The organism is Leucobacter sp. NPDC015123 (assembly GCF_043080205.1).
GTDB classification, from domain to species: Bacteria; Actinomycetota; Actinomycetes; order Actinomycetales; family Microbacteriaceae; genus Leucobacter; species Leucobacter aridicollis_A.
The window spans coordinates 202,343-226,330 of sequence record NZ_JBIBVH010000002.1 but is presented as its reverse complement, the minus strand read 5'-3'; the positions used below and the strand labels follow the sequence as shown (position 1 = coordinate 226,330).

Below are 23,988 nucleotides of genomic sequence, written 5' to 3'. Positions count from 1 at the left end.
TCCGATGGCCACCCGGCCCCGGTCCCAGAGAGACGAGTGCTTCATAAGACCTAGACCCTTCTGATCAGTGCGTGGTGGCGCTGTAGGGGTGCGGGGATGGAAAGTCTGGCCGGTATGTCCCGGCAGCGAAATAGGCGGTGCTTGGTGCCGTGTGATGTCTGGGTTACCCGGTCACACGCGAGGTTCGATCCCTCGCCCGCCACGACAGAACGTCACAACAAGGAAGAAGGTATGTCATGACAGAGTTTCTGCAGCGTTGCCGCAGGGAAGCGAAGAGTGCTCGGAGGATGATGTGGTTCAACATCGTGATGGTCGGGTTGAACCTCATCGCAGGAATTGGCCTGTATGCGACGGGGCGCGTCGGCATCGTCAATCTTCTTCTGGCCGCGCTTATGGCCTGGATGGCATTCGTCACGCGGCTGGCCGCTCAGCGGTGGGAGCGCGCTGCAGCTGCTGCTCGCTAGCTCGCAGCCGCCGAGCCTATCCATCGGTTGTCCAGGCGTAGTACCTGGCGGCGGCACGAAAGACCCCATTGGGGCGAGCGGTCGGGTGGCTGCTGACGGGAATGCCTGCGTATGCGGGATCGCCTAGACAAGCCGGTCAGGGACGGAACGACTCTGACCGGCACCGCCCGCACAACACCCTCTTGCGCCAGCGTGGTCGCAGCCAACACTCCACCGATCTAGAAGTGGGGCGCACGTGGACGCCAGCAACCATTCGGCTGCGATGCGGGATCGACACCCGCCAAGAGGACCAACACGTATTGAAAGGAAGTGCACACATGGACATCATGATGACGAATGTTGCCCGGCTGGTCGGGAAGGTCGCAGAGCTCGACAACGATCGGGTAGCTGAGCAGGTACTCGCGACGGTGGAGCGGCGCCTGCAGTACGACACGGTCGAGGCGTTCGCTGGAGCGGTGCTGCTGAGCGTCGCTGACGGGATGGAGATCGACCTTGCCTGACTATGCGCCACCGGAAACGTTGTGGCTTATCCCGATTATTGCCGCCTACCTGCTGCTCGAAAACAAGCAAGCACGTGGGCGGCTTCTCATTTCGAGGACAAAGACAGTCCTCCATTCACTTTTAGGAGGCGGGCATGACCGCTGAAGACGCAATCTCAACCGAAGGTAAACACGGTGCCGGCCTGTACGGTGCGCCGCCGCCGTCACACAAGACGAAATGCCCACAGTCGAACAACCCGTTCGGGCATCACCCCGACTGCAAATGCGGGTGGGCTGCACGAGAGCGACCATCGCAGGTGATCCCGTACGCGGAGCCAGACCTCGAGGCCGACCTGCCTGTCTCTGAGCATGAGCATTGGTGGCCTGCCGAGAACGACTACGAGGGCGACCAGATGAGAGAGGAGCGCGCATTCAATGACTGAACCGATGAAACGTGACGGGCTCGTGCTTGGCATGAGCGAAGACGAATACCACGGGCAAGGGGAGTACGAACGGTTCCGCACTGCTGAGTTCTCTTCATCAGCAGCGAAGACTATTCGCGAATCCGCCGCGCACTACGACTGGGAGTACAACAAGGGTCACGCTAAGCGCAGCAAGGCGATGGACATCGGCACGGCAACGCATGCTTTGGTGCTTGAGGGTCGCGACATCACGGCACTGTGGCCCGAAGACCTGCTCACTCCGAGCGGTCGCCGGTCTACCGGCAAGGAAGCCCAGGAATGGGAAGCCGCGCAGGAGGCTGCCGGCCTGATTGTTGTCAGCGACGCCGAGAAGGAAGCGATCACAGTCATGGCAGACAATGTGCGGCTGCACCCAGATTGTGGGCCAGCTCTTGCTCAGCCAGGAAACGCTGAAGCTTCAATGTTCGGGACATGCCCTGAGACCGGTCTCCGGTTGCGGGGACGTTTTGATTTCCTGCCACATGCGCACCCGATCGCCCTCGACTTGAAGACCGCGCAGAACTCCTCACTGAAGGGCTTCACACGAGCGATTGACGATCGCAGCTACGACGTGCAATGGGGGCACTATCTCGACCTCGCAAGCATCATTGGCCTCGACTACGTCAAGGACATGATGTTCATCGTCGTTGCGAACGTGCCACCGTTCAACGTGAACGTGATCCAACTCGATGAGTACTGGAAAGAGATGGGCATGGAACGGGCGCGAGGGGCGCGGCGTCGTTTCCTTGAGTGCTCCGAGTCCGGGGTGTGGCCTGGCTACCCGCCTGGCGTGAAAACGGCATCGCCGCCGCCGTGGGTAGTCAACAGCTACGAAGACGAATTGAACGAAGAAATGGATGCAGCACGATGAGTGACATTTTGAACAACCAGGCCCAGGAGAACCCTGTGCAGACAGTCAAGAAGGCTGCGAAGCCTGGCCCTCCGCCGGCGCTAGCGACAAGGAAGCCGTCTGGTCTGCCGTCGTGGCCGGTTATCCTGCTCGCTGGCCGGGAGAAGACGGGGAAGAGCTACCATGCGGCGCTCGCGTCAAGCTCGGCCCTCATTGGGCGCACACTGTGGCTCGGATTCGGGGAGAAAGACCCCGACGAGTACGGAGCGATCCCCGGCGCACGGTTCGAGATCGTGGAGTACGACGGCACCCTGTCCGGGCTGCAAGCATTCGCACGCGCTGCGGTCGCGCAGCCTCAGGAGGACGGGAAACCGAACCTCATCATTGTGGACTCTGGCACCGTCATTTGGGACACGTTGCGGGACAAAGCCACGTGGATGGCCCGTCAGCGGGGATCCATCAACAAGAACACGCAGGAACCCATCGTTGGTATGGACCTGTGGAACCACGTGACGGGGGAGTGGAACGCGTTACTGCGCACGCTGCGGTCCCACAATGGGCCGGTGATTATCACGGCCCGGATGGACACGACCACTGTCATGAACGATCGAGGTCAGCCCACTCCTGTGAAGGAAGACAAAGTGAAAGGGCAACGCAACCTCGCCTACGACGTGGACGCGATCATCGAGATGCCTTCCCGCGGTCGGGCGACACTGACCGGAGCACGGTCGGTGCTGCACAAGCTGCCTGAGCGGATGGATATCGAGGATTTCGACACAAAGGGCATCGACTGGCTGTGGCGTTCCCTTGGGCTCGACAAACACGCGACCGCCCAGGCCGTCTACACCGAAGCGGCACCTGTTGATGGGTGAAGCCAAATACGAGCCGCTCATTAGTTGCGGCGCCTGTCATGGCTCGGGCTGGATTACTCCAGCGCCGGGCCTTTCGTCTACCTGCGCGTGCAGGCACAAACCAATGGAGGAATCATGACCGAACGAATCGACCACGCGGCAGAAGCGCGAGAGGCGTTGCGTGGTTCGGGGGACGGACGGAACTTCGCAACGGATGCGTCGAATGCGGCGATTGCTCATGCCGTACTCGCCCTGGTGGAGCAGCAGCGCATCGCCAACCTGATCACACTTTCGCAGGCTCTGGATGGCAACGGGTGGCAGGCTGCGGAACCGCTAGATGCGATCTACGGCTACAACAATGCGGAGCCGTTTGACGAGTTCGCGGGCTTGCACGTTCGTCCTGAGATCCGTGAGGCGTTGGGGCTCCGTGAGTAGGCCGCCGACACAGAAGCGTCCGAAGCTCAGCGTCAAGCAAGAGCGGGAAGCGTACGCCGCAGCGACAGATCGCGACTATGGCACTGGGTCTGGGTTTGGTCAATGCCAGAGGTGCGGCTTCTGGGGATTGTGTGACCGAGACCATCGGCAGAACCGGGACGCATGGAATACGACGCCCGCGAACTTGCAGCTCCTTGGTTCAGCGTTCGGGTGCGGCTGCCACCCCTGGAAGACAGGGAACCCCGCCAAAGCGATTCAGGCGGGGTTTTCTGTACCCAGGTGGGCTGCCCCTGCCGAGTGGCCCGCGAAGCGGCACGGCGTCGGCTAGGTGCTCTACTACGACACACCCGTCAACGGCGCCTGGTGGAAACCAATCACCGAGGAACAAGCACGAGCACTCATGGCAGGAGAGGAGGAACACAGTGATTGAGAAAGCAATGGACACCCACGAGGTGCAACTGTGGCGGGGAGACTGCCGTGAAGTAATGTCCAGCCTCCCAGACAGCTCGGTCGATTCGATTGTGACGGACCCGCCTTACGAGCTCGGTTTCATGGGCAAGGGATGGGATTCATCGGGAATCGCGTTCGATGCAGAGGTGTGGGCGCAGGCGCTTCGCGTGTTGAAACCGGGCGGGCATCTGCTCGCGTTCGGTGGGACACGCACTTGGCACCGTGTTGCTGTCGCGATCGAGGACGCTGGGTTTGAGATTCGTGACTCGTTAGCATGGTTATACGGGTCTGGGTTCCCGAAGTCATTGAACGTGGGGAAAGCAATTGACGCAATAGCGCCACGTGTAGGAATGTTTGATGGCTTTGCTGAGCATTATGCAAGCCGACGACGCGCCCTTGGCATGACTCACGCTGACGTTTGCGCCATTGGAGGTTTCTTTAAGACAGTGAACCATGGCGGAGCATCCGTCAATTGGGAGAAGGGAAACAACGTCCCGACTGCCGAGCAGTGGAGTGTTTTGGCGCCGGTGCTTGGGCTTTCCGACGAATGGCTGCCCCTTATCGAACGAGAAGAGACTGAGCGCGTAGTCAAAGGGAAATATAGGCGCGGCATTCGTCAGGGAGTTGCTGGCCTTACAACTGCTGGCGAAGGCGGCGACATCACAGCCCCGGCCTCTGAAGAGGCCCGACAATGGGACGGCTGGGGAACCGCACTCAAGCCAGCGTTTGAGCCGATCGTATTCGCCCGTAAGCCACTTGAAGGCACGGTCGCGGCGAACGTGCTCAGGCATGGCACTGGTGCGATCAACATCGACGCCAGCCGCATCGGGGATGAGAAACGCGTTAATAGCGCTGGCGGCGTATCGTCTCTGCAGCGGGTATCGCGTGTCTCCGCAGGGTACCGAGAGAACGTTACAAAGTCGGTCGGAGTGGCCTCAGCCGTGACAGGCAGGTTCCCGTCGAACGTGTTGCTCGATGAGTCGCAGGCGGCCGCGCTCGATGAACAGTCAGGTGTGCTCACCTCGGGTCTCATGAAGGCTCGCACTGAGCGAAAACCGCGCAAGGGCGGAACGATCTATGGTGCCGACCAGCGCAACATCACTGCGGGCGACACGTACGCGGACAGTGGGGGCGCTTCACGGTTCTTCTACGTGGCCAAGGCCGGCCGTGACGAACGCCCTGTGGTGGATGGCGACCAGCATTCTACGGTGAAGCCGCTCACGCTGATGCGGTACCTCGTGAAGCTCGTCACCCCGCCCGGCGGCACCGTGCTTGAGCCGTTCGCGGGATCCGGCACAACCCTCGAAGCAGCAGTGCTCGAGGGTTTCTCTGTTATTGGGGCCGAGCTCGACGAGGACGGCAAACATATACCGCTGATCCTGAAGCGTCTGTCGAAGCCGTTGACGCCGGCGATGTTTTGAGAGGAGGTCGCGATGGCTTGTGATCATTCGTTCATGCCGTGGCGGCTTGTCCTCACCGCTGCGAGGGCGTTCACAACTGCCGAGCTGTGCCGGTTCGCTGACGAAGCCCAAGAGTCTGGTGGCCGTCATCTTGAGGCGGGCTGGCTTGACGCTATCGGGGTGCATGCCCGTGAGCAGGGGTGGGGCGAGCTTGTGGAGGCGGGGATGCTCGCATCAATCGAAAGGAAGGAGGAACCGTGAAGCCTGTGCTCGATCCCGCGTCCGGTTCGAGGATGTTCTACTTCGACCGTGAAGACGAGCGCGTGCTGTTCGGCGACATTCGGTCAGAAGAGCACGTCTTGTGCGACGGCCGTGCCCTGTCGATCACGCCGGATGTCGTTATGGACTTCAGACATCTGCCGTTCGATGACGGCGCCTTCAAGGTTGTCGTGTTCGATCCGCCGCACCTCTCAAACGTGGGGGAGAAAGCGTGGATGGGGAAGAAGTACGGTCGGCTCGGCCCGCAATGGCGTGACGATCTCCGTGCTGGGTTCGCTGAGTGTTTCCGTGTGCTCGAGCCGTATGGGGTGTTGATCTTCAAATGGAATGAAACACAGATCCCGGTATCGCAAGTACTCGCTTTGACTGACGAAAAACCGTTGATCGGGCACAAGTCAGGCAAACAGATGAACACGCACTGGGTGACGTTCATGAAGTCCGGAAAGGAGGATGACGTTGGCGCGTGAGCATGCAAACATCAGGCTCGACATGTGGGGCGATGGCGACTGGCGAGCTCTGTCGATGCAGGCCCAATGGTTGTACAAGCTGCTGTTGACTCACCCGAAAACGAACCGTGCCGGTGTTTGTGACTGGCGCCCGAAACGCCTTGCTGCGATGGCGACAGGGATTAGCGCCGCAGATGTAGAAGCGATGGCGACCGAACTCATTGCCGGGTATTTCATCGTCGTGGACGAAGACACCGAGGAAGTTGCGGTGCGTTCGTATGTGAAGCACGACGGTGTGATGAAGCAGCCGAACATGGCTGTGACGATGGCGAACGATTGGACGGGTGTCGCATCTGAGCGGATCCGGGCGGTGATCGCGTTTGAGGTGCAGAAGCTGAAGATCGAGCAGCCTGGTTTGCCAGGGTGGAAGTCTGAGCGGCACCTCGAAACGATCCTTAGTTTTTCCGGGGTTGATGTGAAGAATGACCCATCGGTTGACCCATCGGTTGAGGGTGGGTCGATGGGTCGCACTACTACTACAGCTACTTCTACTACTACAGCTACCCACCTTCAAGAAGGTGGGGCGCTTGCAGCCCCCTCGCTTTATTGCAGTCGTCATCCAGCAGGAACAGATCAGCCGTGCCGCGGCTGCAAGGTTGCTGGCGAGGCATTTGAGAAGTGGGCTGCAGGCCAAGACGCAGCTCCCGAACCCCGTGAGCACGTCCATGACTGGTTTGACGATGGCACCTGTCTCGGGTGCGACGAACGAAGAGAGGACACGACATGAGTCAAGAGATCTCGGTGAAGCTCCCGGGCCCGCTCGTGTGGGAAATCTGGAAGCGAGCCGAAACGGAGGGCATCAGCCCTGGCGAGGTGATTAAGCAGGCGTTCACGAAACCTGTCGTGAAGACACCGACCGCGACGGAGGCGACTCGGGCGCGCATCGTGGAGCTCGTGCGGGCCGGTGTTGATGATGGTGCGATCGCTGTGGAGTTGGATCGGACGCGCGGCTACGTCGCTGATGTGCGGCGCAAGGCCGGGTTGAAAGCGAACCCGCGGATGAGTCGATACGACGTTGCTCGAGTGTTGGAGGTCGCATGACGTCGATCACGTTTTGTGTGGACGGTGTGCCCGTCCCGCAAGGATCCAAGAAGGGGTTCGTTGTAGGGAAACGGGCGGTCCTCGTAGATGACAACAAAGATGTGTTGAAGCCGTGGCGCCTGAAGGTTGCCGCGGCTTCTGACATTGGGCACACGTTCACTGGGCCGGTGTTTGTTGCGGCGGTGTTCTACATGCCGCGACCGCTGCGGCCAAAGTTCAGCCTGCCTGGCGTGAAGCCCGACCTCGACAAGCTCATGCGAGCTCTCGGGGACGGCATGACGGACGGCGGACTACTCGCGGATGATTCCCGGATCGTTTCGCAGTTCATTCACAAGCGGTATGCGAGCGACTCTAACCCGGTCGGGGTGCGGGTGCTCGTGATGGAGGCAGGAGAAGAAACATGACCCTTCACATAACCCCGCGCGAGCGTGAGGCCACGAAAGCAGCAGCTGTCGTGGCCTTCACTGTTTCCGGGGCTGGGTTTGTCGCCATTGTTGCGTTGGTCATCGCGCATTCCGCCGGCGCACCCATCCCACTCCCGCTACCCCTCACCATCGCGGTGGTAGCGCTCGTAAACCTTGTCGCCTGCTTTGGGTGGGCGCGACACACAACACGAAAGAAAGGCCACTGAATGACAACCGTTCGCGTCTACTCGAAACCGAACTGTGTGCAATGCACCATGACGAAGACCCTGCTCGACGCCTTCGAAGTGCCGTACGTGCTTGAGGACATCACCGAGCCCGGCAACCTCGCCGCAGTTAAGGAGCTTGGGTTCCTTGCCGCGCCAGTCGTCACTGTCGGCGACAGCGCAGACGACATGTGGTCAGGATTCCATCCCGACCGCATCAAAGAAATCGCAGCACGACTCGAGAAGGAGAACGCATGACAACCATCAGCACGATCATCGGGAACGTAGTCTCAGAAATCGAACCGAGGATCTCGCAGGCCGGGAAACCCTGGTGCCAAGTCCGCGTCGCGTCGACACCTCGCGAACGCGACCGGCAGACGGGCGACTTCAAAGACGGCGAGACGATGTTCGTCACCGTGAAGCTCTTCGGCGACTACGCCGACAACGCTGCACAGTCAATCAGCAAGGGCACCCGAATTACCGCGACAGGGAAGCTCAAGTACCGTTCCTACAAGGACAACCAGGGCGCTGACCGGCAAGTGATCGAACTCGATGAAATTGAGGCGTTCGGCCCTGACCTCCGATGGGCTACCGCTCAAGTCTCCCGAAAGAGCGGCGGGGGAGGCGCACAGCAGGCCCAGGGCGGCGCAGGACAGTCAGGGTGGGCAACAACACCACCCGGGAGTTCTGGGGGCGCTACAAGCGATCCTGGCGGCTTCGGCAACTTCGGGCCCGAGGAGAGTCAGCCATTCTGATGAGCGACACCATCAAACGGCTCACCGAAGCCCGCGCACTCGCGTGGGACACCCTCGTGCCGGCGTTCGATCACGCGATCGTGCTCGCCGAAGAAGCGGAAGCTCTCGCGGCACACGCACAGAACGCGGCCCAGATTGGTTGCGAGCCCGCCTACCCGGCCCTTGTCGTGAAGCTCGCCAACGCTTCGCCGGGGCCGCGAGTCGTTCCTGACGGGCCGTTCTGACCTGCTACCCATCATCCGCGCTCCACCCACCGGTGGGGCGCTTTCTGTTTCGAGGGGCCGGCCGAGAGGTTGGCCCCTCACGACGTTAGGAGGCGAGCGTGAAGCTCAAAGCCGGTTCACTTTTCTCTGGCTACGGTGGCCTCTCGCTCGCAGTCGAGCAGGTCTTTGAAGCGGAAATCGCGTGGCATTGCGAGTTCGAAGGCGCACCCAGCAAGGTGCTCGAACACCACTGGCCTGGCGTGCCCAACCTTGGCGACATCACCAAGGTCGACTGGTCACAAGTGCCGCCCGTGGACATCATCGACGGCGGCTCACCATGCCAAGACCTATCCGCCGCCGGCCGGCGTGCAGGCATGACCGACGGCACCCGCTCAAACCTGTGGGTCAACATGCGCGAAGCAATCGCGCAACTCAAACCGAAATACGTGGTCTGGGAAAACGTGCGAGGCGCGTACTCAGCCACCGCAACAAGCGAGGAGGACAAACATGCGCCGGATTGCTGGATGGAACAGTGCCAGGGATGTGTGGGAGGCGGACCAAGTAGACGTAATCTCACAGCGCTCGGACGTGTACTCGGAGACCTTACCGATCTCGGGTATGACTGTCGATGGAGTGGCGTACGAGCTTCCGATGTTGGCGCACCCCATGGACGCTTCCGGGTCTTTGTTCTCGCAACTCGGCGGGAAACTCCTACCGCCACCGGTGGCGCAGCCGTCGGGCAACTCGCCTGACGATCACCTGCGCAAGAAACCCGGCCGTGAGGTTGTCACGGATCTCGCGATCATCGTGGAGAACGGGCTACTCGAAACTGGCGGAAAGCTTCTTCCGACACCGCGCTCGAATGAAGCCAACGGCATAGGCCTGCACGGTGACGGTGGTGGCGATCTGCGAACGACTATCTCGCTGCTTCCAACTCCAAAGGCTGGCGACGCTGACTTCGGGATGCCACGCACGTCAGGTAGGCCGCCAGAGAAGAGCACGCACCTGATGACTCGGATGGTTCACACCATGCCGAAGCTGCTGCCGACTCCGAACACGATGGAGCATCTCCCAGCGCGAACTGGCGAAGCACGTGAACGACAACTGCGGCGCGGTGAAGGCCCAGACGCGTCACGGCGGCAGTCGATGGGAAACCTTCGCGAGGACATCCTCGAACCAGAACCCGGGACGTGGGGGCCATACACGGCAGCTATCGAACGCTGGAAACCGTGCTTGGTCGCCCTGCGCCTGACCCCACCGAGGAGGGGCCGAAGGGTGGCCGGAGACTGTCAGCAGCTTTCGTGGCCTGGATGATGGGCCTCCCCGAAGGCTGGGTGACTGACCCCGTGCTCGGGCTGTCGCGTACTCAGCAGCTCAAGATGCTCGGCAATGGTGTGGTGACTCAGCAGGCGGTCGCGGCACTCAAATCTATGGGCGTTCACGCGTCTGGAAAGGATCTCTGATGGAGACCAACGAAAAACATGCGACACACGCAATCGACCACACCTCGCGTGGGTTCGGGATCTACGGGGGCTTCACCGACTTATAGGGAGAGAAGTTCTCTATCCAGGAATCGTCACTCGCAACCGAACCGTGTGTGTGGATCGGCGCTGGTGACAATCGAGGTCACTTGACCGTCGAGATGGCTACGCACGTGCGCGACCAGCTCACGGGCTGGCTGCAAGACGTGGGCGCTGAGCTCCCGGTAGAGGGAGAGGCCGCATGAGCGTCGCAAAGGGGCGTTCCCCAAAGACGGCGTTCGCCCTGGTCGTCAGCTACACCAGGGCCGGTGAAGGATTACAGGCCGCGAGGGTCTATGCGGAGTCGAGATTGAGTTTTAAGCGTTACATGGAGGCGGTGGCGCTCGGCAAGAAGCAACGTGAGGAGAGAGACGATGGCTAACCCAACACCTGAACGGATCGAAGCTGCCGTTCGCGCAGCGTACCCGAACACAGACTTTGAGATCTTCGACGAGCTGCAACCGCTGCGTGACGAGTACCGGGCTCGAATAGCGCGTGCTCTCGCGGCTGCTGCTGGTGTCGCACCTCGCAGGGATGATCTGGTGGAGCGCATAGCTGACACTCTCGCCTACTATCAGTGCCGAGAGACCAACCCGAAGGCGGATGATCCGCGCATGGGGTATCACGCGTTTTCGGAAGAACAGCGCGCCCATCTGCGGGAGCGGAAGGCCGAAGCTGCCGCCGAGATCGTGCGGATGTTTGCTGCTGCCGGTGCCGCACCACAGGAACCGCCGATGACGATAGAAGACCTAAACCGTGCTTTTGGTTCGAGGACAGGAGGGCCGCCCTCATTTACTGCCGAGGGCGAGGGGGATGAATTCCTGTTTGGCAGGCCGCCTGTTCCGATGCAGGTGGACGAAGCGAAGCTTGCAGAGGTATTACACGGCGCGCTCGCCGGGTTCGCGAGGGTGTACGTCAGTGGCGAAGAGCTGGCTAAGTTCGCAGTCGAGCGCCGTGGCGAATGGCTGCGGGGTGGTCAGCAGTGAGCGCGCATCTTGAAGCCCGAGTAGTTGCAGCGCGGGCGAAGCTCGAAGCCTGGGACGAACGCCACAGCGTGAACGACTTCGACCACGGCATGCTGAACCTTCCGTTGCGGGCACGGAACGGCAAGACCGGCATCGATGGTCTCGCACGCCAGCGGGCAGAGCTCCAACGAAACCTGGACTCTGCCGAAGCGAAACTGCGGCGAGCCCAAGCAGCACCGCGCCTCGCAGCCGAGAAAGCCGCACGCGAAAACACGCACGCCACCATCGACCTGAAAGCCATCCACGGCGACAAAACCGAAGTCCAATGGACACTCAACGGCGCATGGTTCGAAGTCGTCCGCTGGAACAAGAAGAGCGTGACCGTACTCATGTCCGGCGAACGCGACACCATCCCGCACACACAGATAGGAGGAGTGCGATGAGCCGGTTCGTGCGCTGCGACAACTGTGGCAAAGACTTTCGTGAGCCGTTCGCACGCCGATGGTTCAGTGTGACCGCAGCACCACCAGAAGCCGAAGACGCAGTCGTGATCAGCCTGGAACACAACGAGGACGTCCAAAATGCCGATGCCTGCTCGTGGGCGTGCGTTGCTGAACTCGCGTTGAAACAGTCAACGACGAACAGCATCAAAACACTCGAGGAAGAGGTGGAGTCGTGAGCCCGCTACCGAATACTGCTCGCCGGAGGTGCGAGCTTTGTGGGAACCGCATGAAGCCCCGCAAGAGCGAATCGAAACACGGATATGAGCGGCGCCGGTTCTGCAGCAACCGGTGTGCAAACGAATGGACTAAACGCAACCGTGTCGGTGCGGCATCAACGCTCGCACGCGGCATTTGGGAAGGGGTGAAAGGATGACCGAGTACACGACCGAAGAAGTGTTGCATGAAGTCCTGTGGTCAAAAATTGACGAGTTCAAGCCGGAATTCCGCGCGAGATTCTATCGTTGGCTTGCCGAGGTTCAACGTGCAGCCGCGGAGGAAGCGCTGACCTGCGCCGCGAATCAGTGGCGGGTGCACTGGGGTAGTAACGGCCACGAAACGGAGGAATGGCTACGCCGTCGTGCTGAGGCGTACCGACGAAACGAAGGAGAGAACGATGGACGCGAATGAAGTGGTAGCCGCCGTTCACCGCCGCGACCAACTCTTGAGAGAAGCCAGCGCGTTGGCTCAACTTGCTAGGGAAATCGGTGCGGGACAGAAGGAATTTGGGCACCGAGAGGTCTACGGAACGAGCAGCGAGAAAGCGTTCCGCCCAATCGCGCATAGCCAGCAGAAACGCCTTGTGGAACTCGCGAACGAGCACGCCGGAGAGCTCCGTTCAGAGGCTGACGGGATCATGACAACGCTCGAAAGCCGCGCCCGGTGACCGCCCCTGATGTGCGTACCGCCGCTCAAGGAGAAGCTAAACGTTGGTGACGTAGATAAAGCTCTCTGCCCCAGTTATGAACGCGTCAAAATTCTCGCATCTTGGATTCGGGCAGTTAACGGGGGCCACTTCTCCCGTTTCGGGGTTTGCGAAGGTGTTTGCCTTTGCGCCGCAGCCGATGCACTTGAAGTAGCTCATGCCGCTCACCTTACCGAGATGGGTAGTGTGGCGGGAAGGGGATAGTCTCAGAGGCATGCTGCGTGCCACGATCCGTCTTGTTGAAACCGTCGAGCTTGAAGCGTCGGGGGAGTCGCTCGAGGACGTCCATGCGCAGCTCGAAGCGAACCGACCCACAGGGTTTGATCTCGTGAAAGCGCCCGTGAAGATGGGTAAAACTGGCGGCGTCATCACTGCGGCCGGCACGTATCAGCGGCGCGACCAGACACAGGTCATCGAGGCCGCAACCATGCCCGAGCTCAACGCTCTCGTGCCCGATGGCTGGCAGATGCTGCACGTCCAAACCATCGCCTGACCGGGAACGTATCCTCGCGCTACGGAGCGCAGGCCTCACTCACGCCCAAATAGGCGAACAAGTCGGCCTATCCCGGACACGCATCGCACAAATACTGAGCCAAGCACGCACACCAGAGCAGATCGCCGAGCTCCGTGCGCGCGTCCACGCGAAAGCAGAAGAGCTCCGCAACCAGGCGTGAATGTCAGCGTGCAGACGTACACTGTTCGAACAAAGTTTCGAACGGAGGAAGCCATGACGCGCACCGACAAAACCAACGACATCGAACGCGAACGCATGCCATACGTGCAAATCGATTCGAACCTATGGGCCGTCATGCGCTACCCCAAAGACCGACCCGTCGCAATGATCGTCGGCCTCGCAAACCGCGACAACGTACCCCTGTTCTTCGTCCAGCAATGGCACCCCGAACCATCCAAGCGGCGAGTCATTAGCCAGCACGACACACTCGAGGCTGCGAATGCCTCGGTGTTGTGGGATCTTGAGCGGGTGAATGCCGCAGGCCGCACCAGGGTCGGGCCACCAAACGGTGTCAACGCCGCATAAACGACAAATAGCCCCCGTGCTCAACTCCCATAACGGGAGTGAGCACGGGGGCTATTTGTGTTTCTAGGCCGCGTAGCGACCCTTGTACGTCGGCGCAGACGCGACCTTGAGGCCAAGAATGTACCCCCACTTCGGGGACACATACACCTCAAGGAACCGCACGACCGCGTAACCGACGTAACCGGCAGCAGCAGCGACAAGCGTCTGATACCCGCCAAGATCCACGCCAGTAGTGCGGAGCACAACATCAACAATGAGCGTCACAACAAGCGGCAGCAGCGTCGTACGCACCACCGCATCCGTGACCTGAACAGACTTCGAATCTTCAGCCAAAACGGCCTCCTAACTAAGCGCCGCCGCGATCTTCGACCCCATAACCAGGAGCGCGCCGATCGTGACGAGAGAACTGAGAATTGCGGCGACCGCGGTAACGATCGACGGCCACGGCGTGGAAGGTTTCTGTTGCGCCTGCAACACCGCCTGAACGATCTCGAGCTTGTCGATGCGCTGGTCATGCTCAGCGATCGTCGTCGAGTGTGAATCGAGGCGCCGGTTCACCGCGACGAGCTCGCCAATCTTGTTCGTCAACAGGTCGACCTTGTCGTCTGTCTCTTGAACTTGCGCATAGATCGCCGGCAGCCCGATTACGACGCCTTGAGGGGCGGTTCGGGGGTCGCTCACGCGCTAGATCCCGAAGTGCTTCGTCTCGGCAGCGGTCGTGTTTATGAGGGGCAGCTTCAGCCCCGCAGCGCCATACGCCCGCCGGATCGCGTTCCATTCGGTCGTTCCGACGGGACGTTTCGTGCCACGGAGTGGTGACCATGCGTAGACCTTGGCCTGGTCGTTCCTGCGAATGAAAATCATGTCTTCGTCTTCTTCCTGCCCGGATGCGGGCTTTGAGGTGTTTGGTTTGGCCGGTGTCTTGATGTGCGGCACCGGGTCGACGTAGGTGCCGTTCTTCTCCAGCATGAAATGCAGGTGAGGCCCGGTGGATGCGCCGGAGGATCCGACGTAGCCGATGCCGGCACCGGCGCTGACCTGCTGGCCGACCCTCACGAGGGGCGACTGCTCGCGCATATGGAGGTAGAGCGTGTGGTATCCGCCGCCATGGTTGATTCGGATCATCCAGCCGCCGCCGGTCGGGTCCCAGCCGTTGTAGACGACTGTTCCGCCTTGCGCTGCACGGATGAGGTCACCCGTGTCAGCCTTGTAGTCCTGCCCGTTGTGCAGGCCGGCACCGATGACGCCCGGGATAGTGTCACGCCAGCCGAAGGCGTCGGAGAGCGGCGCACCAGGGATGGGGTGCGATAGCACGATTGCCATGCGTGCTCCTTCCTTAAATGAGGAGAGCACCGACGGTGTCGGTGCTCGAATATGATGTGAAATATGCGCTTCTTTGATGGGCAGCTTGTGCCAGAGGCAGATGTTTCGCAGCCGTTTCTAGATACTCCTACTCCGCTGTGGGTGACTCTGGCCTCGATCTTGATATCGGTGGCCTCAGTCTTTATCGCGTGGTTGGCTACCAGGAACTCAGGCATTCTGAGTGCGCCAGATATTCACATCGAGGTAACCCGCGACTATGACAATTCGGGAACGTCCGTGCCGATGAGAGTGACAAACAAGGGGAAGTCCACCGCGCGTGATCTATCCATCACCTGGAACTTTGACCCAACTTGGGCGCTCAATTCCGAGTCGGCATGGAGCACGGAACAGCTCCGGCCCGGCGAGTTCATCGACACTTGGCTAGTGCCCCCAAGGGTTCCGCCGGAGACAGATATGTTGTGGGAGCACTACATACCGCTTCTCGACAACGCCGAACACCCTGAGCAAGCCTTTGGAGTTCTGCGTTACAAAAAGCAGCTCGCCTTCTTCCGCTATTCACGTGAACGCCTGCGGCTGCCGCGTCAGTTCCCAGCAGAATAGACAGCTTTCACACCGTCAAGGATCATGGCGTCTGTCACCGCTGACTCGTCAGCGCCGGGAAGCTCGGCAGTCGACTCGCGGTAGGCCTCTGCCCAGCCTGGCTGCGCCGACAACTCCCACCGGCGTTCGAACGCCCACGCTGCAGGGTTCTCGACCCCTTCGAATGCGGCGCACGCTGTCACGCGATTCCTCAGCGCCTCGTCCTCGGAGATCTGGTGCTGAATCAAATACGTCATCGATTACTCCTTGTCGTTATGGCGTGTAGAACATCGGGTTGAGTGACACCCACGCTCCGGACGTTCCGTTGCGCCAGATCTGGATGAGGCGATCCGCGGTGACACGCATCTTGGTTTCGAACGTCGAGTTCGTGGTGATGGTTGCCGTCGCATATCCCACAGGCGCGGGGATCCCAGTTGGGAGCGTGCCAACTGTGGTGAACCCGCCGTCAAATGTGGCGTGCGACACGACTCCACGGAAATAGATGACACCGTTCTTCACGCGAACACTTGGGGGAGCACCCATCTGGGTTGTCCACCCAGACATTGTGAAAGTGCGCCAGTCGGTGTCGCCGAGGAACTTGACCGGCGCGTAAAACTCGACTCCCTCTACCTCGTCTGCCCACACGTCGATCCGGCCTGGAGACCAAATCCTTGTACTCTTGTCGACTCGTTGCGCGATCTCAAAATTCGTCCAGCTTGAGCCCTCCGGAAAGTGACCGAGAGTGAGACGCGGGTTGCCGCCGAAAGCATGCAGCCCGACAGTTCGGTTGAAATTGTCTACGTTTGCGCTGATCGACCCTGGGCCGATGACTGTGGACTGCCGGTCTGTTCCAACTCCGTCTTGAGACATCTGGATTTGCTCGGGGCGAAGAACAGTCGACACGCCGGTACCTTGAGAGATCAGTGGCCCAGAGACCAGCATCCCTCCTGAAGCACTCGAAATGCTTGCAGTGACAGCACCATTCGAGGCAATTGCTCGCAACCCGTGAACATTGAACTCCATGCGCTGCCCAGTAGCGGCAGTTCGGATCAGCGCACCGGTGATCGTCATACCGTCGATAGCAGTCGCTGCGAGCTTTGCCGTCGTGATCGCGCCGGCAGCGATCTTGTCAGCGATGATCGCACCGGTAGCGATCTTCTCAGCAGTGACAGCGAGCGCGATGAGCTTGTCCGTCGTGACCGCGCCAGCGAGAATCTTGTCAGCAGTGACCGCGTTCGCTGCGATCTTCACCGCCGTCACCGAGTTCGTGGCGAGCTCTGCTGCGGTGATCGCGAGCGCCTTGATCTGCGCTGCCGTGATCGACTTCGCCACGAGACGATCACCCGCGAGAGACCCGTACGTGCCGGCCCCGATCGCGACTTGCGGGATGACTGTCTCATCGAACGGGCGCGCGATCCAGCCGAGAGCGGTGAGCTCCCACATGCGGATCACGTTGCCGGCAGTGTTGCGCACGTACCAGATCGCGCCGACAGGCTTTCCTGCCGCGTCAGCCGCTACCGGGTCGGCCGTGTTCCATGAAGGCGCGGCGCCTTCAGCGAGCTGGGATGCCGCGAGAGCGTCCTGCACGGCCTGTGCTGCAGCGTCGGCAGCGGCCGCAGCGTCAGCGACAGCTTGCGCCGCCTCAGAGCGCGCCAGGCCTGCCTTTTCGAGCGCATCGTGTGCTTCTGTGAGAGCCTGCTCGAGTTCCACCTTCGCGGCCTCAAGCTCAACCTCTAGCTCAGCGGCAAACTCTGCCGCCCAGTCCGCCCCATCAGCGGCGATCTGCCCAACGTCCTCCGCTTCCCAAGCGTCCTCGGTCATGTCCGGGAGGACATCAACCACATCATCGGTGAGCTCGCGCGACCCCTCGAGTTCGCCCTCATGCTCGCCGACCGTTTCGGACGTGTCCGCTGCTGATGAGAGGGCCTCGTCAAGGAACACATCAGTATCACCAAGTTCGAGTGTGGTGCGCGCGACCTGCCCAGTCCGGGCGAGCGCCTTCGACGCGTTCAACGCGGACGCTGCGACCTGAGACGACGCACGCAACGCCATCTTGCGCGTGAGACTCTGCATCTACACTCCTCCCAGCATCAGATCGCACACGTCAGTGCCGACCCACTCCAACTCTTCGATGCGCCGCCAAATACGTTGACGGCCAGCACCCGTGCCGTCTGTGTCGATCAGGATCGTGTCGCCCACATCGAACGTGCCGAACTCAGCATTCGGGTGGTTGATGACACGAACTGCAGCGATCGATAAGAGTTGCGAGCGTGCTGCAAGCTCCGAACGGGCGAGCCCTTCAAGCACGGACCGTTTCGTGACTTCCTTCGCGTCCAGCACGTATACGCGGCGCCGCCTAGTCGAGGCGACAGACAACGTGACACGGAGTGCTTTCTTGCCTTCGCCAGCACCGGTCGCGACGACCGTGTTCGCGTAGTCCGCAGCGTCGGCCTCGATGGTGACCTGCTCAATAATGTTGTCGCCCTCAACAAACGCGAGCCCATCCTGCTTACGCCCGACACGGGGGAACGCGCGGATCTCCTTCAAGACCTTCGACCGGTCAGCATTCCAGCCAGACCATTCGACCCACTCGTAGCCGGCCTCGTCGATCGCTTCCTGCATCGACTGCAGACAGTCCGGAGTGTCCCACCAGAGAATCTTCCACGCGCCACCATCAGCATCGACCGCTTCTTTCGCGGTCTTCACTCTCTCTTGCGCTTGGTCGACCGATTTCGTGTCCGCTTTCAACGCGTCCCGAATGACGGCGAGCTCGTCATTGACAGGCTTGAGGGCGGCCTTCTTCGCGGCCTGCGCAGTCTTCACGGCCTGTACCGCGTTGTTGCGGGCCGTCTGCGCTGCAGCGATCTGTGCGGCCGGTGCCTTCGCCTTCCGGAGCGCCTGCAACGCCTCGAGACGAGCCTTCGATGTCGCCTGCAATGCTTTGATAGTCGCATCGTGAGACTTCGTGAGACTTCGTGAGCGCCTGCTTCGTCTTCGTTTTCGACGTTCGGGCCTTTGTGTTCTCGGTGCGGGCTCGCTTTGCTTCCTTCAGAACCGCCTCGGCAGCGGCAAGCTGCGTGTCAGAGTCAGTTCCGACACGCAGCGACGACGACCCCACGACCTTCACGCCGATATCCGCGCTAGTCATGTTCTGCGCATGCTCGGCGACGTGCCGGGCGACTGCGATCGGGTCGACCTTCACGCCCCGGTATTCGCCCTCGTACGGGCGGCCGGAGAAGAAACTCGAAAAGCCCTGCCCCTCGATCCGCCAGATCGCGCCCTCAAACTCCGTCCGCGTCACAATCCACGAACCGCGGATCACGCCGTCAGCATCTTCGTGAATATAGGTCGCGAGCGGGTCAATCAGGGCGTCACTACCGGCGTACTTGTACACGTCAAAGATTGGGGCGATCTCGCCCGAGAACGAGCCCGCCCCGCCCAGCTTCCTGCCCGCCCCGGAAACAGTGATGGGAAGCTCCAACTCGAGGAACTTCCCATCACTAATGCGCTCAACAATGTAGCGGAGCATGCTGCCTCCTCTAGATGGCGTCTTCCCACGTGAGCGCTGTCTCAACGAACGTGAGCTTGCAGCCGAGCCCTGACAGGGCATCCATGTTCACGCCGTCACCCGGGAAACTCGGCGTCGGCTTCTCATTCCCGAGCCCGGCCTTGAACACGAAGGTCACATTCTTGCCGCGGAGCTTTGCCGGGACTGCGACATTGTCCATGAGCGGCCAGTTCGTGCGGTGCGTGTTCCCGTTCTCGGCAGCATCGAACTGGAACTGTTGCGTCGCAAACTCGTACTGCTGCTTGCCAGGCCACGTCCCCGAACGGTATTCAGTGCCGAACTCCATCCAATACCGACCCCACACGTTCTTCCCGCCGACGTACCTGACACTCATCCAATGAGGTTCGAGAATCATGCGTGTAGCCCACGGCGGAATGAACGCCTCAAACTGGTTCGCATACCCGCCGCCGCCGGGGAAGTACTCCCCACCATTCGAGGTTCGCTTCGTCAAGAAGTTCTGCGGACCGTCGTCGGCTGCGACACGAGGCCGCGCAAACGTGAGCTCAGACCTGCGAGGCGACTGCACCTCACGCAGATCCTCAATCATCGCGTTCGTGATCGTCCCCGTAGACGCCGGCCAATTAATCGCAGCCAACGTCACCCCAGTCACGTTCGCCCAATCACCCGTAGTGATCTGATCGAGGGACTTCACCGGACGCTGCGCAGCAGGCACCAACGAGTCCACATTCGGGATCACCGTCACACGACAGAAATTGTTGCCGTCCTGCCACCCCGCGTCATTCGCCGGTCGCGGATACGTCTTCGACTCCATTTCAGGATCCGTGATCTCAAGAATCACAAGATCCCGCCGCGCACCAGAAGACCCAGTACCCGGCACGTCAGACACGACGATCTGGGCATCATTCACGACGGCATACGATTCGCGAGACGCCGCCACCGAATCACGCGACTGAGCCGTCGCGCCACCAGCAGCCACCCGAAACCCGGTCCCAGGAACATTGAGCGCCTGCACCTTCAAATCCGCGGGCCTCGCAATCCCAGACCCGTCGCCCACATTCAGCTGATGCTCGCGCCGAAACAGGCGCGCAGAATGCTTCGCCCCATTAATCACCCACGGCACATAAAAGCCCATGATGTACTCCTTCTAGAAGCTCGTAAAGGCAGGCCATGTAGAGACCCGCAGTTCAGCGGTGCCAGTCGGGTCATACCCGCGCAGCAACACCTGATAAGTGCCAGGAGCGAGAGACACGTCAGATAGACGCGCACCAGAAGCGGACAGCGCGCCAGGGAACGCAGCCCCGTCACGCTTCACCCACCTAGCCCACGGCCTCGTATCTACTCGCAACGTCTGGTCGTACGCCAGGCTGACGGAGAAGATCAACTTCCCGACGCCAACAATGTCGACCTCAGGGTTCGTGACTGGCCCCTTGATCTCAAACACGGGCCACGTTGACACGTCACCGGTCACCTGCACTGATGCGTTCCGCACTGCAGGCCCAGAATCGAACGTGAACGGCGCCTCAGCAGGGAACGTGAGCCCGCCAGACACGGGAGGAACAAACCGGATAGTGGTCTGCTCCTCCGGGCCGTACCAAAGGTCATCCACGCACTCGAACGACAGCACGGCACGGTTCGTGTCGAACAGCCGGTATTCCTCGTTCGGGTCGAGCTCGACAGGCATCCCCAACACGTGCCGCCCAGACGGGGCCATAAGAGACGCGTGAACGCCAGGACGGTCACGGATCTCATCAGCCCGCCACACACCCAACAGGTCACGCCACACGTCACCCATCGGACGCAAGTCAGGCCGCGCCTCCACACTGAAAGACACGACCTGACCACGCCGATACACGCGCCCCAAACGACGCCCATCACCGCGAGCATTCGCGTACGCATCAAACTCAACCAACGGTCGAACCTGCGGCGTACCCATCAACCCGACACCAGACAGATCACCACGGAACTCGAGCGACCGAGACCCGACAGACAGAATCCACGACATCAATACCCCGCCATCCGGCCCGCACGAGCCTGCTCAGTCGCATAACCATCGATCTTCGCGTCAGCAACGTCCGCCATCTTCGACAGCAAGTACGCTCCCGTGACTGGGTTCTGGACGTACACGTCACCGACCTCACGGACGATGACAACTTGTTTCGCCTGAGGCGTCCCGGACACGAAATCGCCCCGGTTGATCGCCTTCAACAGAGGTCGGTGCAGTGACGCGTACGGCTCCTGGATGACTTCCTCACCACGAGACAGGTTCACGGTGATCGAGTCAGACTTTGCCGTACCGACACCCCAGACAGTGCCCTGGCGGACACCACCACCGAGGCCGACAGTGTCGCCGCTCGCATACCCGGGAATGGTGCCGCCCTGAGCAAAGCCGACAGTGCCGCCGTACGCGCGACCGCCCGACGAGCCGCCGTTACCTCCACCGCCAGCAGACCCGCCACCGGTCGAGCCGCCAGAAGTTGTCACTGTCGCGTGAGCGCCCGCCGAGATACGGTCGAGCCACTGCCCGATCGCCTGCAACGGGCCGAGCGCCTGGGAAGTATCCGCGCTGACGTGCGCCGTCACACTCGGCTTGATAGCGTCCTGCGCACCCTTCGTTGCGTTCAGCTTGCCAGTGGCGTTCTCCGCGTCCGTCGAGACATTCGCGCCCTTCTGAGGTGGAATAGCCTCTGCCGCTGCGGTTACTTCCTCGAGCGCCTTGGTAACAACGCTGGAAGACGCGAGCCGGGCATCCGCCCAAGCCGAGGCCTCGGCAGCATTGTCGCCAAGTGCAGTTCTGTGGTCAATCAGAACCTGGCGAGCTCGGTCGAGCACTGCCGTAGCTTCTTCCTGAGACCCCGAGGACTTCAGGATTGCATCAGCACTCTTGCCTGCCGCCTCGACGAGGTCCAGCATGGCGCTCTCGGTCTTCTGGCCGGACTCGCCCATGATGTCGAGATTCCCGCTGCCCTCCGCGACGATCCTATTCAGAGCCGAGATCTTCTGCTCGAGCGAGATCGCCGCTCTGTCTGCATCGATTTGTGCGGACCCGAAGCCGAGGATCTCGTCAGAGAGGCGAGAGATCGCGTCTGTAGTTTCGGACGCAACTCCCGCGAGAGCTTCAAGGGAGTTCTGAGGACCAGTCGCGTCGATCTCACCAAGGGCAAGCTTTAGAAGCGACGAATCGTCAGTTGCAACGCCCGCCGCCTCCGCATAATCAAGGAGAGTGGACTTAAACGCGGGCATCTCGTCGAGAGCCAGCGCGAGCTGATCCTTTGTGAGGTTGGCGCTCTCGCCAAACTTAGCGAACCTTGTCTGCGCGAGCGGTAGATCCTCTGTTGCGATCTCCGCGAGGACTCCGCCGAGCTCGCGAACGTTGTCGATCGCTGCCTTGGCATCGAAGTTCTGATTGAGGAACTTCGTAAATCCGTTGGCGTAGTTTGCGTTCTCTTCAAGCACAGTGCCGAGATTGTCCAAGCTGGCTGTCAGATCGTAGATCCAGCCAATGTTCATACCCTTCTCGGACTCCGCGCGCATCACTGTGAAGCCGTCAGCACCCTGCTGCATGCCCATTTTGAGTTCCTGGGCAGTGGCTTTGGACTCCTGCATCTGAGCGTTGAATGCCTGCATGGCTGTTGCGGCCGCGAGAAGCGCAATGCCCCACGGGCCTCCTAGGAAATTGACGACGCCTCCTAGCCCGCCCTTCACCACGCTTCCGGTTACCCCGATGTCTCTAAGAGCGTCCTTGAACGCGAGGAACTTTGGCAGCGCAAGCATGAACGCGCCACCCACGAGAGCCGATACGCCAACGATGCCGGTGAGTGCAGAGATCGTCGTCTTGACTGGTTCAGGAAGATCCTCGAACGCTCGCATAGCGTCCGCGGTCCAGTTGAGGAGGTCGACAAGGGCACCGCCGCCGTTCGGGTCTACAAGGGGACGGGCAAGCTCAGACGCAAAGTCGCGCCAGGCAGCCTTCACCCGGTCCATTGCTCCCTCGAACGTGTTCTTCACATTCGCTGCAGCACCAGCAAACTTTGCGTCCATGCCAGCCGCCAGCGCATCAAGCGCCTTATCAGCATCGAGCGTCCCAGCCGTGATGTCGGCCCGGATCTGAGCGCCAGTCTTCCCCATCTGAGAACCGATCAACTCGGCAGCGTTAATACCACGCTGCCCGAACTGCATCAGATCCTGGCCAGTAATCTTCGACGCCGCAGAAATCTGCGACATGATGAACGAAATCTCAGAGATCTGCTGGTTCGATCCACCCATCGCAGCGACAGCGTTCTGCACCGAATCGAGATACGGAATCACCTTCTGCGTCTCAATACCAAACGCCAGCATCTGCTGCTGAGCAGAAATGAACGTCTGCTTCGAGAACGGTGAGTTCCTGGCGAACGCATCAAGCTTGTCCATCTGCGCATTCGCAGCCTGAGCCGACCCCAACAGAGTTGAAAGCGCCGCACGAGTCGTCTGCTGCAAGGTGTTGTACTGGATGCCAGTCTTCAGTGCCGCAACACCGACTCCGGTGACCGCGACACCTACCGCAGTCAGTCCCGTACCGACTGTTGACCACTCCTCGCGTTGAGACCTGGCGGACTCATGCATTTTCGCTTTAGCTTCGGCTGCCGCATCACGAACGGCACCAAATCCGCGCACCGCTCCCGATGCATCAGCATCAAGCTTGATCTTGACTATGCGATCCGCCATCGAGGCCCCCAAACATGAGAAAACCCCCTAGAGTGAGGGGGATAGTTCCGTCTTCGAAGGGGTCTGTATATGCTTGGCAACCTCGCGCCAATCCACCTTCTGATC

39 protein-coding genes are annotated in these 23,988 nt (G+C 60.7%); 28 read left to right on the top strand and 11 right to left on the bottom strand.

Translation table 11 applies throughout. The annotated features are described in order from the left end of the window. The first annotated feature begins 236 nt into the window (after nucleotides 1–236). From ACF07D_RS04840 to ACF07D_RS04725, 24 genes are all read left to right on the top strand, one after another. Complete coding sequence (locus ACF07D_RS04840; protein ID WP_391504107.1) at nucleotides 237–464, top strand: DUF6703 family protein; 228 nt, start codon at nucleotides 237–239, stop codon at nucleotides 462–464. Nucleotides 465–781: 317 nt separating this feature from the next. Further along, complete coding sequence (locus ACF07D_RS04835; protein WP_391504106.1) at nucleotides 782–964, top strand: hypothetical protein; 183 nt, start codon at nucleotides 782–784, stop codon at nucleotides 962–964. A gap of 134 nt (nucleotides 965–1,098) precedes the next feature. Then, entirely contained in the window at nucleotides 1,099–1,386 is a 288-nt protein-coding gene (locus ACF07D_RS04830) for a hypothetical protein (RefSeq protein WP_391504105.1), read from the top strand. Then, nucleotides 1,379–2,275, top strand: a complete 897-nt coding sequence (locus ACF07D_RS04825) for a PD-(D/E)XK nuclease-like domain-containing protein (RefSeq protein WP_391504104.1) — start codon at nucleotides 1,379–1,381, stop codon at nucleotides 2,273–2,275. The genes ACF07D_RS04830 and ACF07D_RS04825 overlap by 8 nt, the downstream gene beginning before the upstream one ends. After that, on the top strand, nucleotides 2,272–3,126 hold the full coding sequence (locus tag ACF07D_RS04820; RefSeq protein ID WP_391504103.1) for an AAA family ATPase: 855 nt from the start codon (nucleotides 2,272–2,274) through the stop codon (nucleotides 3,124–3,126). Before ACF07D_RS04825 ends, ACF07D_RS04820 begins: the two co-directional genes overlap by 4 nt. A 114-nt stretch (nucleotides 3,127–3,240) precedes the next feature. Next, nucleotides 3,241–3,540 (top strand): hypothetical protein, encoded by a 300-nt coding sequence (locus ACF07D_RS04815; protein ID WP_391504102.1) that lies wholly within the window; start codon nucleotides 3,241–3,243, stop codon nucleotides 3,538–3,540. Between the two features lie 422 nt (nucleotides 3,541–3,962). Further along, complete coding sequence (locus ACF07D_RS04810) at nucleotides 3,963–5,411, top strand: DNA methyltransferase (RefSeq protein ID WP_391504101.1); 1,449 nt, start codon at nucleotides 3,963–3,965, stop codon at nucleotides 5,409–5,411. Nucleotides 5,412–5,423: 12 nt separating this feature from the next. Continuing rightward, nucleotides 5,424–5,651 (top strand): hypothetical protein, encoded by a 228-nt coding sequence (locus tag ACF07D_RS04805; protein WP_391504100.1) that lies wholly within the window; start codon nucleotides 5,424–5,426, stop codon nucleotides 5,649–5,651. Continuing rightward, the gene (locus tag ACF07D_RS04800; protein ID WP_391504099.1) at nucleotides 5,648–6,136 is read left to right on the top strand and encodes an SAM-dependent methyltransferase; all 489 of its coding nucleotides are present in this window, start codon (nucleotides 5,648–5,650) and stop codon (nucleotides 6,134–6,136) included. The genes ACF07D_RS04805 and ACF07D_RS04800 overlap by 4 nt, the downstream gene beginning before the upstream one ends. Continuing rightward, nucleotides 6,126–6,902, top strand: coding sequence for a hypothetical protein (locus tag ACF07D_RS04795; protein ID WP_391504098.1), 777 nt, complete (start codon nucleotides 6,126–6,128; stop codon nucleotides 6,900–6,902). The genes ACF07D_RS04800 and ACF07D_RS04795 overlap by 11 nt, the downstream gene beginning before the upstream one ends. Beyond that, nucleotides 6,899–7,216 (top strand): hypothetical protein, encoded by a 318-nt coding sequence (locus tag ACF07D_RS04790; RefSeq protein WP_391504097.1) that lies wholly within the window; start codon nucleotides 6,899–6,901, stop codon nucleotides 7,214–7,216. The genes ACF07D_RS04795 and ACF07D_RS04790 overlap by 4 nt, the downstream gene beginning before the upstream one ends. Further along, the gene (locus tag ACF07D_RS04785; protein WP_391504096.1) at nucleotides 7,213–7,620 is read left to right on the top strand and encodes a RusA family crossover junction endodeoxyribonuclease; all 408 of its coding nucleotides are present in this window, start codon (nucleotides 7,213–7,215) and stop codon (nucleotides 7,618–7,620) included. The genes ACF07D_RS04790 and ACF07D_RS04785 overlap by 4 nt, the downstream gene beginning before the upstream one ends. Beyond that, the gene (locus ACF07D_RS04780; protein ID WP_391504095.1) at nucleotides 7,617–7,847 is read left to right on the top strand and encodes a hypothetical protein; all 231 of its coding nucleotides are present in this window, start codon (nucleotides 7,617–7,619) and stop codon (nucleotides 7,845–7,847) included. Before ACF07D_RS04785 ends, ACF07D_RS04780 begins: the two co-directional genes overlap by 4 nt. Further along, the gene (locus tag ACF07D_RS04775; RefSeq protein ID WP_391504094.1) at nucleotides 7,848–8,102 is read left to right on the top strand and encodes a glutaredoxin domain-containing protein; all 255 of its coding nucleotides are present in this window, start codon (nucleotides 7,848–7,850) and stop codon (nucleotides 8,100–8,102) included. It abuts the gene before it with no gap. Beyond that, nucleotides 8,099–8,599 (top strand): single-stranded DNA-binding protein, encoded by a 501-nt coding sequence (gene ssb, locus ACF07D_RS04770; protein ID WP_391504093.1) that lies wholly within the window; start codon nucleotides 8,099–8,101, stop codon nucleotides 8,597–8,599. The genes ACF07D_RS04775 and ssb overlap by 4 nt, the downstream gene beginning before the upstream one ends. Continuing rightward, the gene (locus tag ACF07D_RS04765) at nucleotides 8,599–8,823 is read left to right on the top strand and encodes a hypothetical protein (RefSeq protein WP_391504092.1); all 225 of its coding nucleotides are present in this window, start codon (nucleotides 8,599–8,601) and stop codon (nucleotides 8,821–8,823) included. Before ssb ends, ACF07D_RS04765 begins: the two co-directional genes overlap by 1 nt. Before the next feature lie 98 nt (nucleotides 8,824–8,921). Beyond that, the gene (locus ACF07D_RS04760) at nucleotides 8,922–9,554 is read left to right on the top strand and encodes a DNA cytosine methyltransferase (RefSeq protein ID WP_391504091.1); all 633 of its coding nucleotides are present in this window, start codon (nucleotides 8,922–8,924) and stop codon (nucleotides 9,552–9,554) included. A 477-nt stretch (nucleotides 9,555–10,031) separates the two neighbouring features. Continuing rightward, nucleotides 10,032–10,265, top strand: coding sequence for a hypothetical protein (locus ACF07D_RS04755; RefSeq protein ID WP_391504090.1), 234 nt, complete (start codon nucleotides 10,032–10,034; stop codon nucleotides 10,263–10,265). A 259-nt stretch (nucleotides 10,266–10,524) separates the two neighbouring features. Next, nucleotides 10,525–10,704, top strand: a complete 180-nt coding sequence (locus ACF07D_RS04750; RefSeq protein WP_391504089.1) for a hypothetical protein — start codon at nucleotides 10,525–10,527, stop codon at nucleotides 10,702–10,704. Continuing rightward, a complete protein-coding gene (locus ACF07D_RS04745; RefSeq protein WP_391504088.1) occupies nucleotides 10,697–11,308 on the top strand; it encodes a hypothetical protein in 612 nt (203 codons plus the stop codon). Before ACF07D_RS04750 ends, ACF07D_RS04745 begins: the two co-directional genes overlap by 8 nt. Further along, on the top strand, nucleotides 11,305–11,730 hold the full coding sequence (locus ACF07D_RS04740) for a hypothetical protein (protein WP_391504087.1): 426 nt from the start codon (nucleotides 11,305–11,307) through the stop codon (nucleotides 11,728–11,730). Before ACF07D_RS04745 ends, ACF07D_RS04740 begins: the two co-directional genes overlap by 4 nt. Then, on the top strand, nucleotides 11,727–11,966 hold the full coding sequence (locus ACF07D_RS04735; RefSeq protein WP_391504086.1) for a hypothetical protein: 240 nt from the start codon (nucleotides 11,727–11,729) through the stop codon (nucleotides 11,964–11,966). Before ACF07D_RS04740 ends, ACF07D_RS04735 begins: the two co-directional genes overlap by 4 nt. A 193-nt stretch (nucleotides 11,967–12,159) precedes the next feature. Continuing rightward, nucleotides 12,160–12,417, top strand: a complete 258-nt coding sequence (locus ACF07D_RS04730) for a hypothetical protein (protein ID WP_391504085.1) — start codon at nucleotides 12,160–12,162, stop codon at nucleotides 12,415–12,417. Then, a complete protein-coding gene (locus ACF07D_RS04725; RefSeq protein ID WP_391504084.1) occupies nucleotides 12,404–12,673 on the top strand; it encodes a hypothetical protein in 270 nt (89 codons plus the stop codon). Before ACF07D_RS04730 ends, ACF07D_RS04725 begins: the two co-directional genes overlap by 14 nt. 36 nt (nucleotides 12,674–12,709) lie before the next feature. Here ACF07D_RS04725 and ACF07D_RS04720 read toward each other — a convergent pair whose 3' ends face one another. Continuing rightward, a complete protein-coding gene (locus ACF07D_RS04720; protein ID WP_391504083.1) occupies nucleotides 12,710–12,871 on the bottom strand; it encodes a hypothetical protein in 162 nt (53 codons plus the stop codon). Nucleotides 12,872–12,926: 55 nt separating this feature from the next. Here ACF07D_RS04720 and ACF07D_RS04715 point away from each other — a divergent pair, with 55 nt between their 5' ends. From ACF07D_RS04715 to ACF07D_RS04705, 3 genes are read left to right on the top strand one after another with little or no spacing between them, the layout of a single operon-like run. Beyond that, a complete protein-coding gene (locus ACF07D_RS04715; protein WP_391504082.1) occupies nucleotides 12,927–13,205 on the top strand; it encodes a hypothetical protein in 279 nt (92 codons plus the stop codon). Next, nucleotides 13,168–13,386: a sigma factor-like helix-turn-helix DNA-binding protein gene (locus tag ACF07D_RS04710; RefSeq protein ID WP_391504081.1), complete on the top strand. Its 219-nt coding sequence runs from the start codon at nucleotides 13,168–13,170 to the stop codon at nucleotides 13,384–13,386. Before ACF07D_RS04715 ends, ACF07D_RS04710 begins: the two co-directional genes overlap by 38 nt. A 53-nt stretch (nucleotides 13,387–13,439) precedes the next feature. Next, complete coding sequence (locus ACF07D_RS04705) at nucleotides 13,440–13,751, top strand: hypothetical protein (protein ID WP_391504080.1); 312 nt, start codon at nucleotides 13,440–13,442, stop codon at nucleotides 13,749–13,751. A gap of 63 nt (nucleotides 13,752–13,814) precedes the next feature. On the opposite strand, the gene ACF07D_RS04700 is transcribed toward ACF07D_RS04705, so the two are convergent. Genes ACF07D_RS04700 through ACF07D_RS04690 form a run of 3 tightly spaced genes read right to left on the bottom strand, consistent with a single transcriptional unit; the run spans nucleotide 13,815 to nucleotide 15,074 of the window. Continuing rightward, a complete protein-coding gene (locus ACF07D_RS04700) occupies nucleotides 13,815–14,084 on the bottom strand; it encodes a hypothetical protein (protein ID WP_391504079.1) in 270 nt (89 codons plus the stop codon). 9 nt (nucleotides 14,085–14,093) lie between these two features. Further along, nucleotides 14,094–14,432 (bottom strand): hypothetical protein, encoded by a 339-nt coding sequence (locus tag ACF07D_RS04695; protein ID WP_391504078.1) that lies wholly within the window; start codon nucleotides 14,430–14,432, stop codon nucleotides 14,094–14,096. A gap of 3 nt (nucleotides 14,433–14,435) precedes the next feature. After that, nucleotides 14,436–15,074 carry a M23 family metallopeptidase gene (locus tag ACF07D_RS04690; protein ID WP_391504077.1) on the bottom strand — a complete coding sequence of 213 codons (639 nt, stop codon included), beginning with the start codon at nucleotides 15,072–15,074 and terminating at the stop codon, nucleotides 14,436–14,438. Between the two features lie 63 nt (nucleotides 15,075–15,137). Here ACF07D_RS04690 and ACF07D_RS04685 point away from each other — a divergent pair, with 63 nt between their 5' ends. Beyond that, entirely contained in the window at nucleotides 15,138–15,674 is a 537-nt protein-coding gene (locus tag ACF07D_RS04685; protein ID WP_391504076.1) for a hypothetical protein, read from the top strand. Here the strand turns inward: ACF07D_RS04685 and ACF07D_RS04680 are convergent. From ACF07D_RS04680 to ACF07D_RS04650, 7 genes are all read right to left on the bottom strand, one after another. Further along, nucleotides 15,656–15,910 carry a hypothetical protein gene (locus ACF07D_RS04680; protein ID WP_391504075.1) on the bottom strand — a complete coding sequence of 85 codons (255 nt, stop codon included), beginning with the start codon at nucleotides 15,908–15,910 and terminating at the stop codon, nucleotides 15,656–15,658. The genes ACF07D_RS04685 and ACF07D_RS04680 overlap by 19 nt on opposite strands. Before the next feature lie 16 nt (nucleotides 15,911–15,926). Further along, complete coding sequence (locus ACF07D_RS04675) at nucleotides 15,927–17,726, bottom strand: hypothetical protein (RefSeq protein WP_391504074.1); 1,800 nt, start codon at nucleotides 17,724–17,726, stop codon at nucleotides 15,927–15,929. Next, nucleotides 17,727–18,476 carry a hypothetical protein gene (locus tag ACF07D_RS04670; protein ID WP_391504073.1) on the bottom strand — a complete coding sequence of 250 codons (750 nt, stop codon included), beginning with the start codon at nucleotides 18,474–18,476 and terminating at the stop codon, nucleotides 17,727–17,729. Continuing rightward, the gene (locus tag ACF07D_RS04665; RefSeq protein WP_391504072.1) at nucleotides 18,427–19,182 is read right to left on the bottom strand and encodes a hypothetical protein; all 756 of its coding nucleotides are present in this window, start codon (nucleotides 19,180–19,182) and stop codon (nucleotides 18,427–18,429) included. Before ACF07D_RS04665 ends, ACF07D_RS04670 begins: the two co-directional genes overlap by 50 nt. A gap of 10 nt (nucleotides 19,183–19,192) precedes the next feature. Next, on the bottom strand, nucleotides 19,193–20,314 hold the full coding sequence (locus ACF07D_RS04660; protein ID WP_391504071.1) for a hypothetical protein: 1,122 nt from the start codon (nucleotides 20,312–20,314) through the stop codon (nucleotides 19,193–19,195). 12 nt (nucleotides 20,315–20,326) lie between these two features. Then, nucleotides 20,327–20,974, bottom strand: a complete 648-nt coding sequence (locus tag ACF07D_RS04655; protein ID WP_391504070.1) for a hypothetical protein — start codon at nucleotides 20,972–20,974, stop codon at nucleotides 20,327–20,329. A 209-nt stretch (nucleotides 20,975–21,183) separates the two neighbouring features. Then, nucleotides 21,184–23,883, bottom strand: a complete 2,700-nt coding sequence (locus ACF07D_RS04650) for a tape measure protein (RefSeq protein WP_391504069.1) — start codon at nucleotides 23,881–23,883, stop codon at nucleotides 21,184–21,186. Nucleotides 23,884–23,988 lie beyond the last annotated feature (105 nt).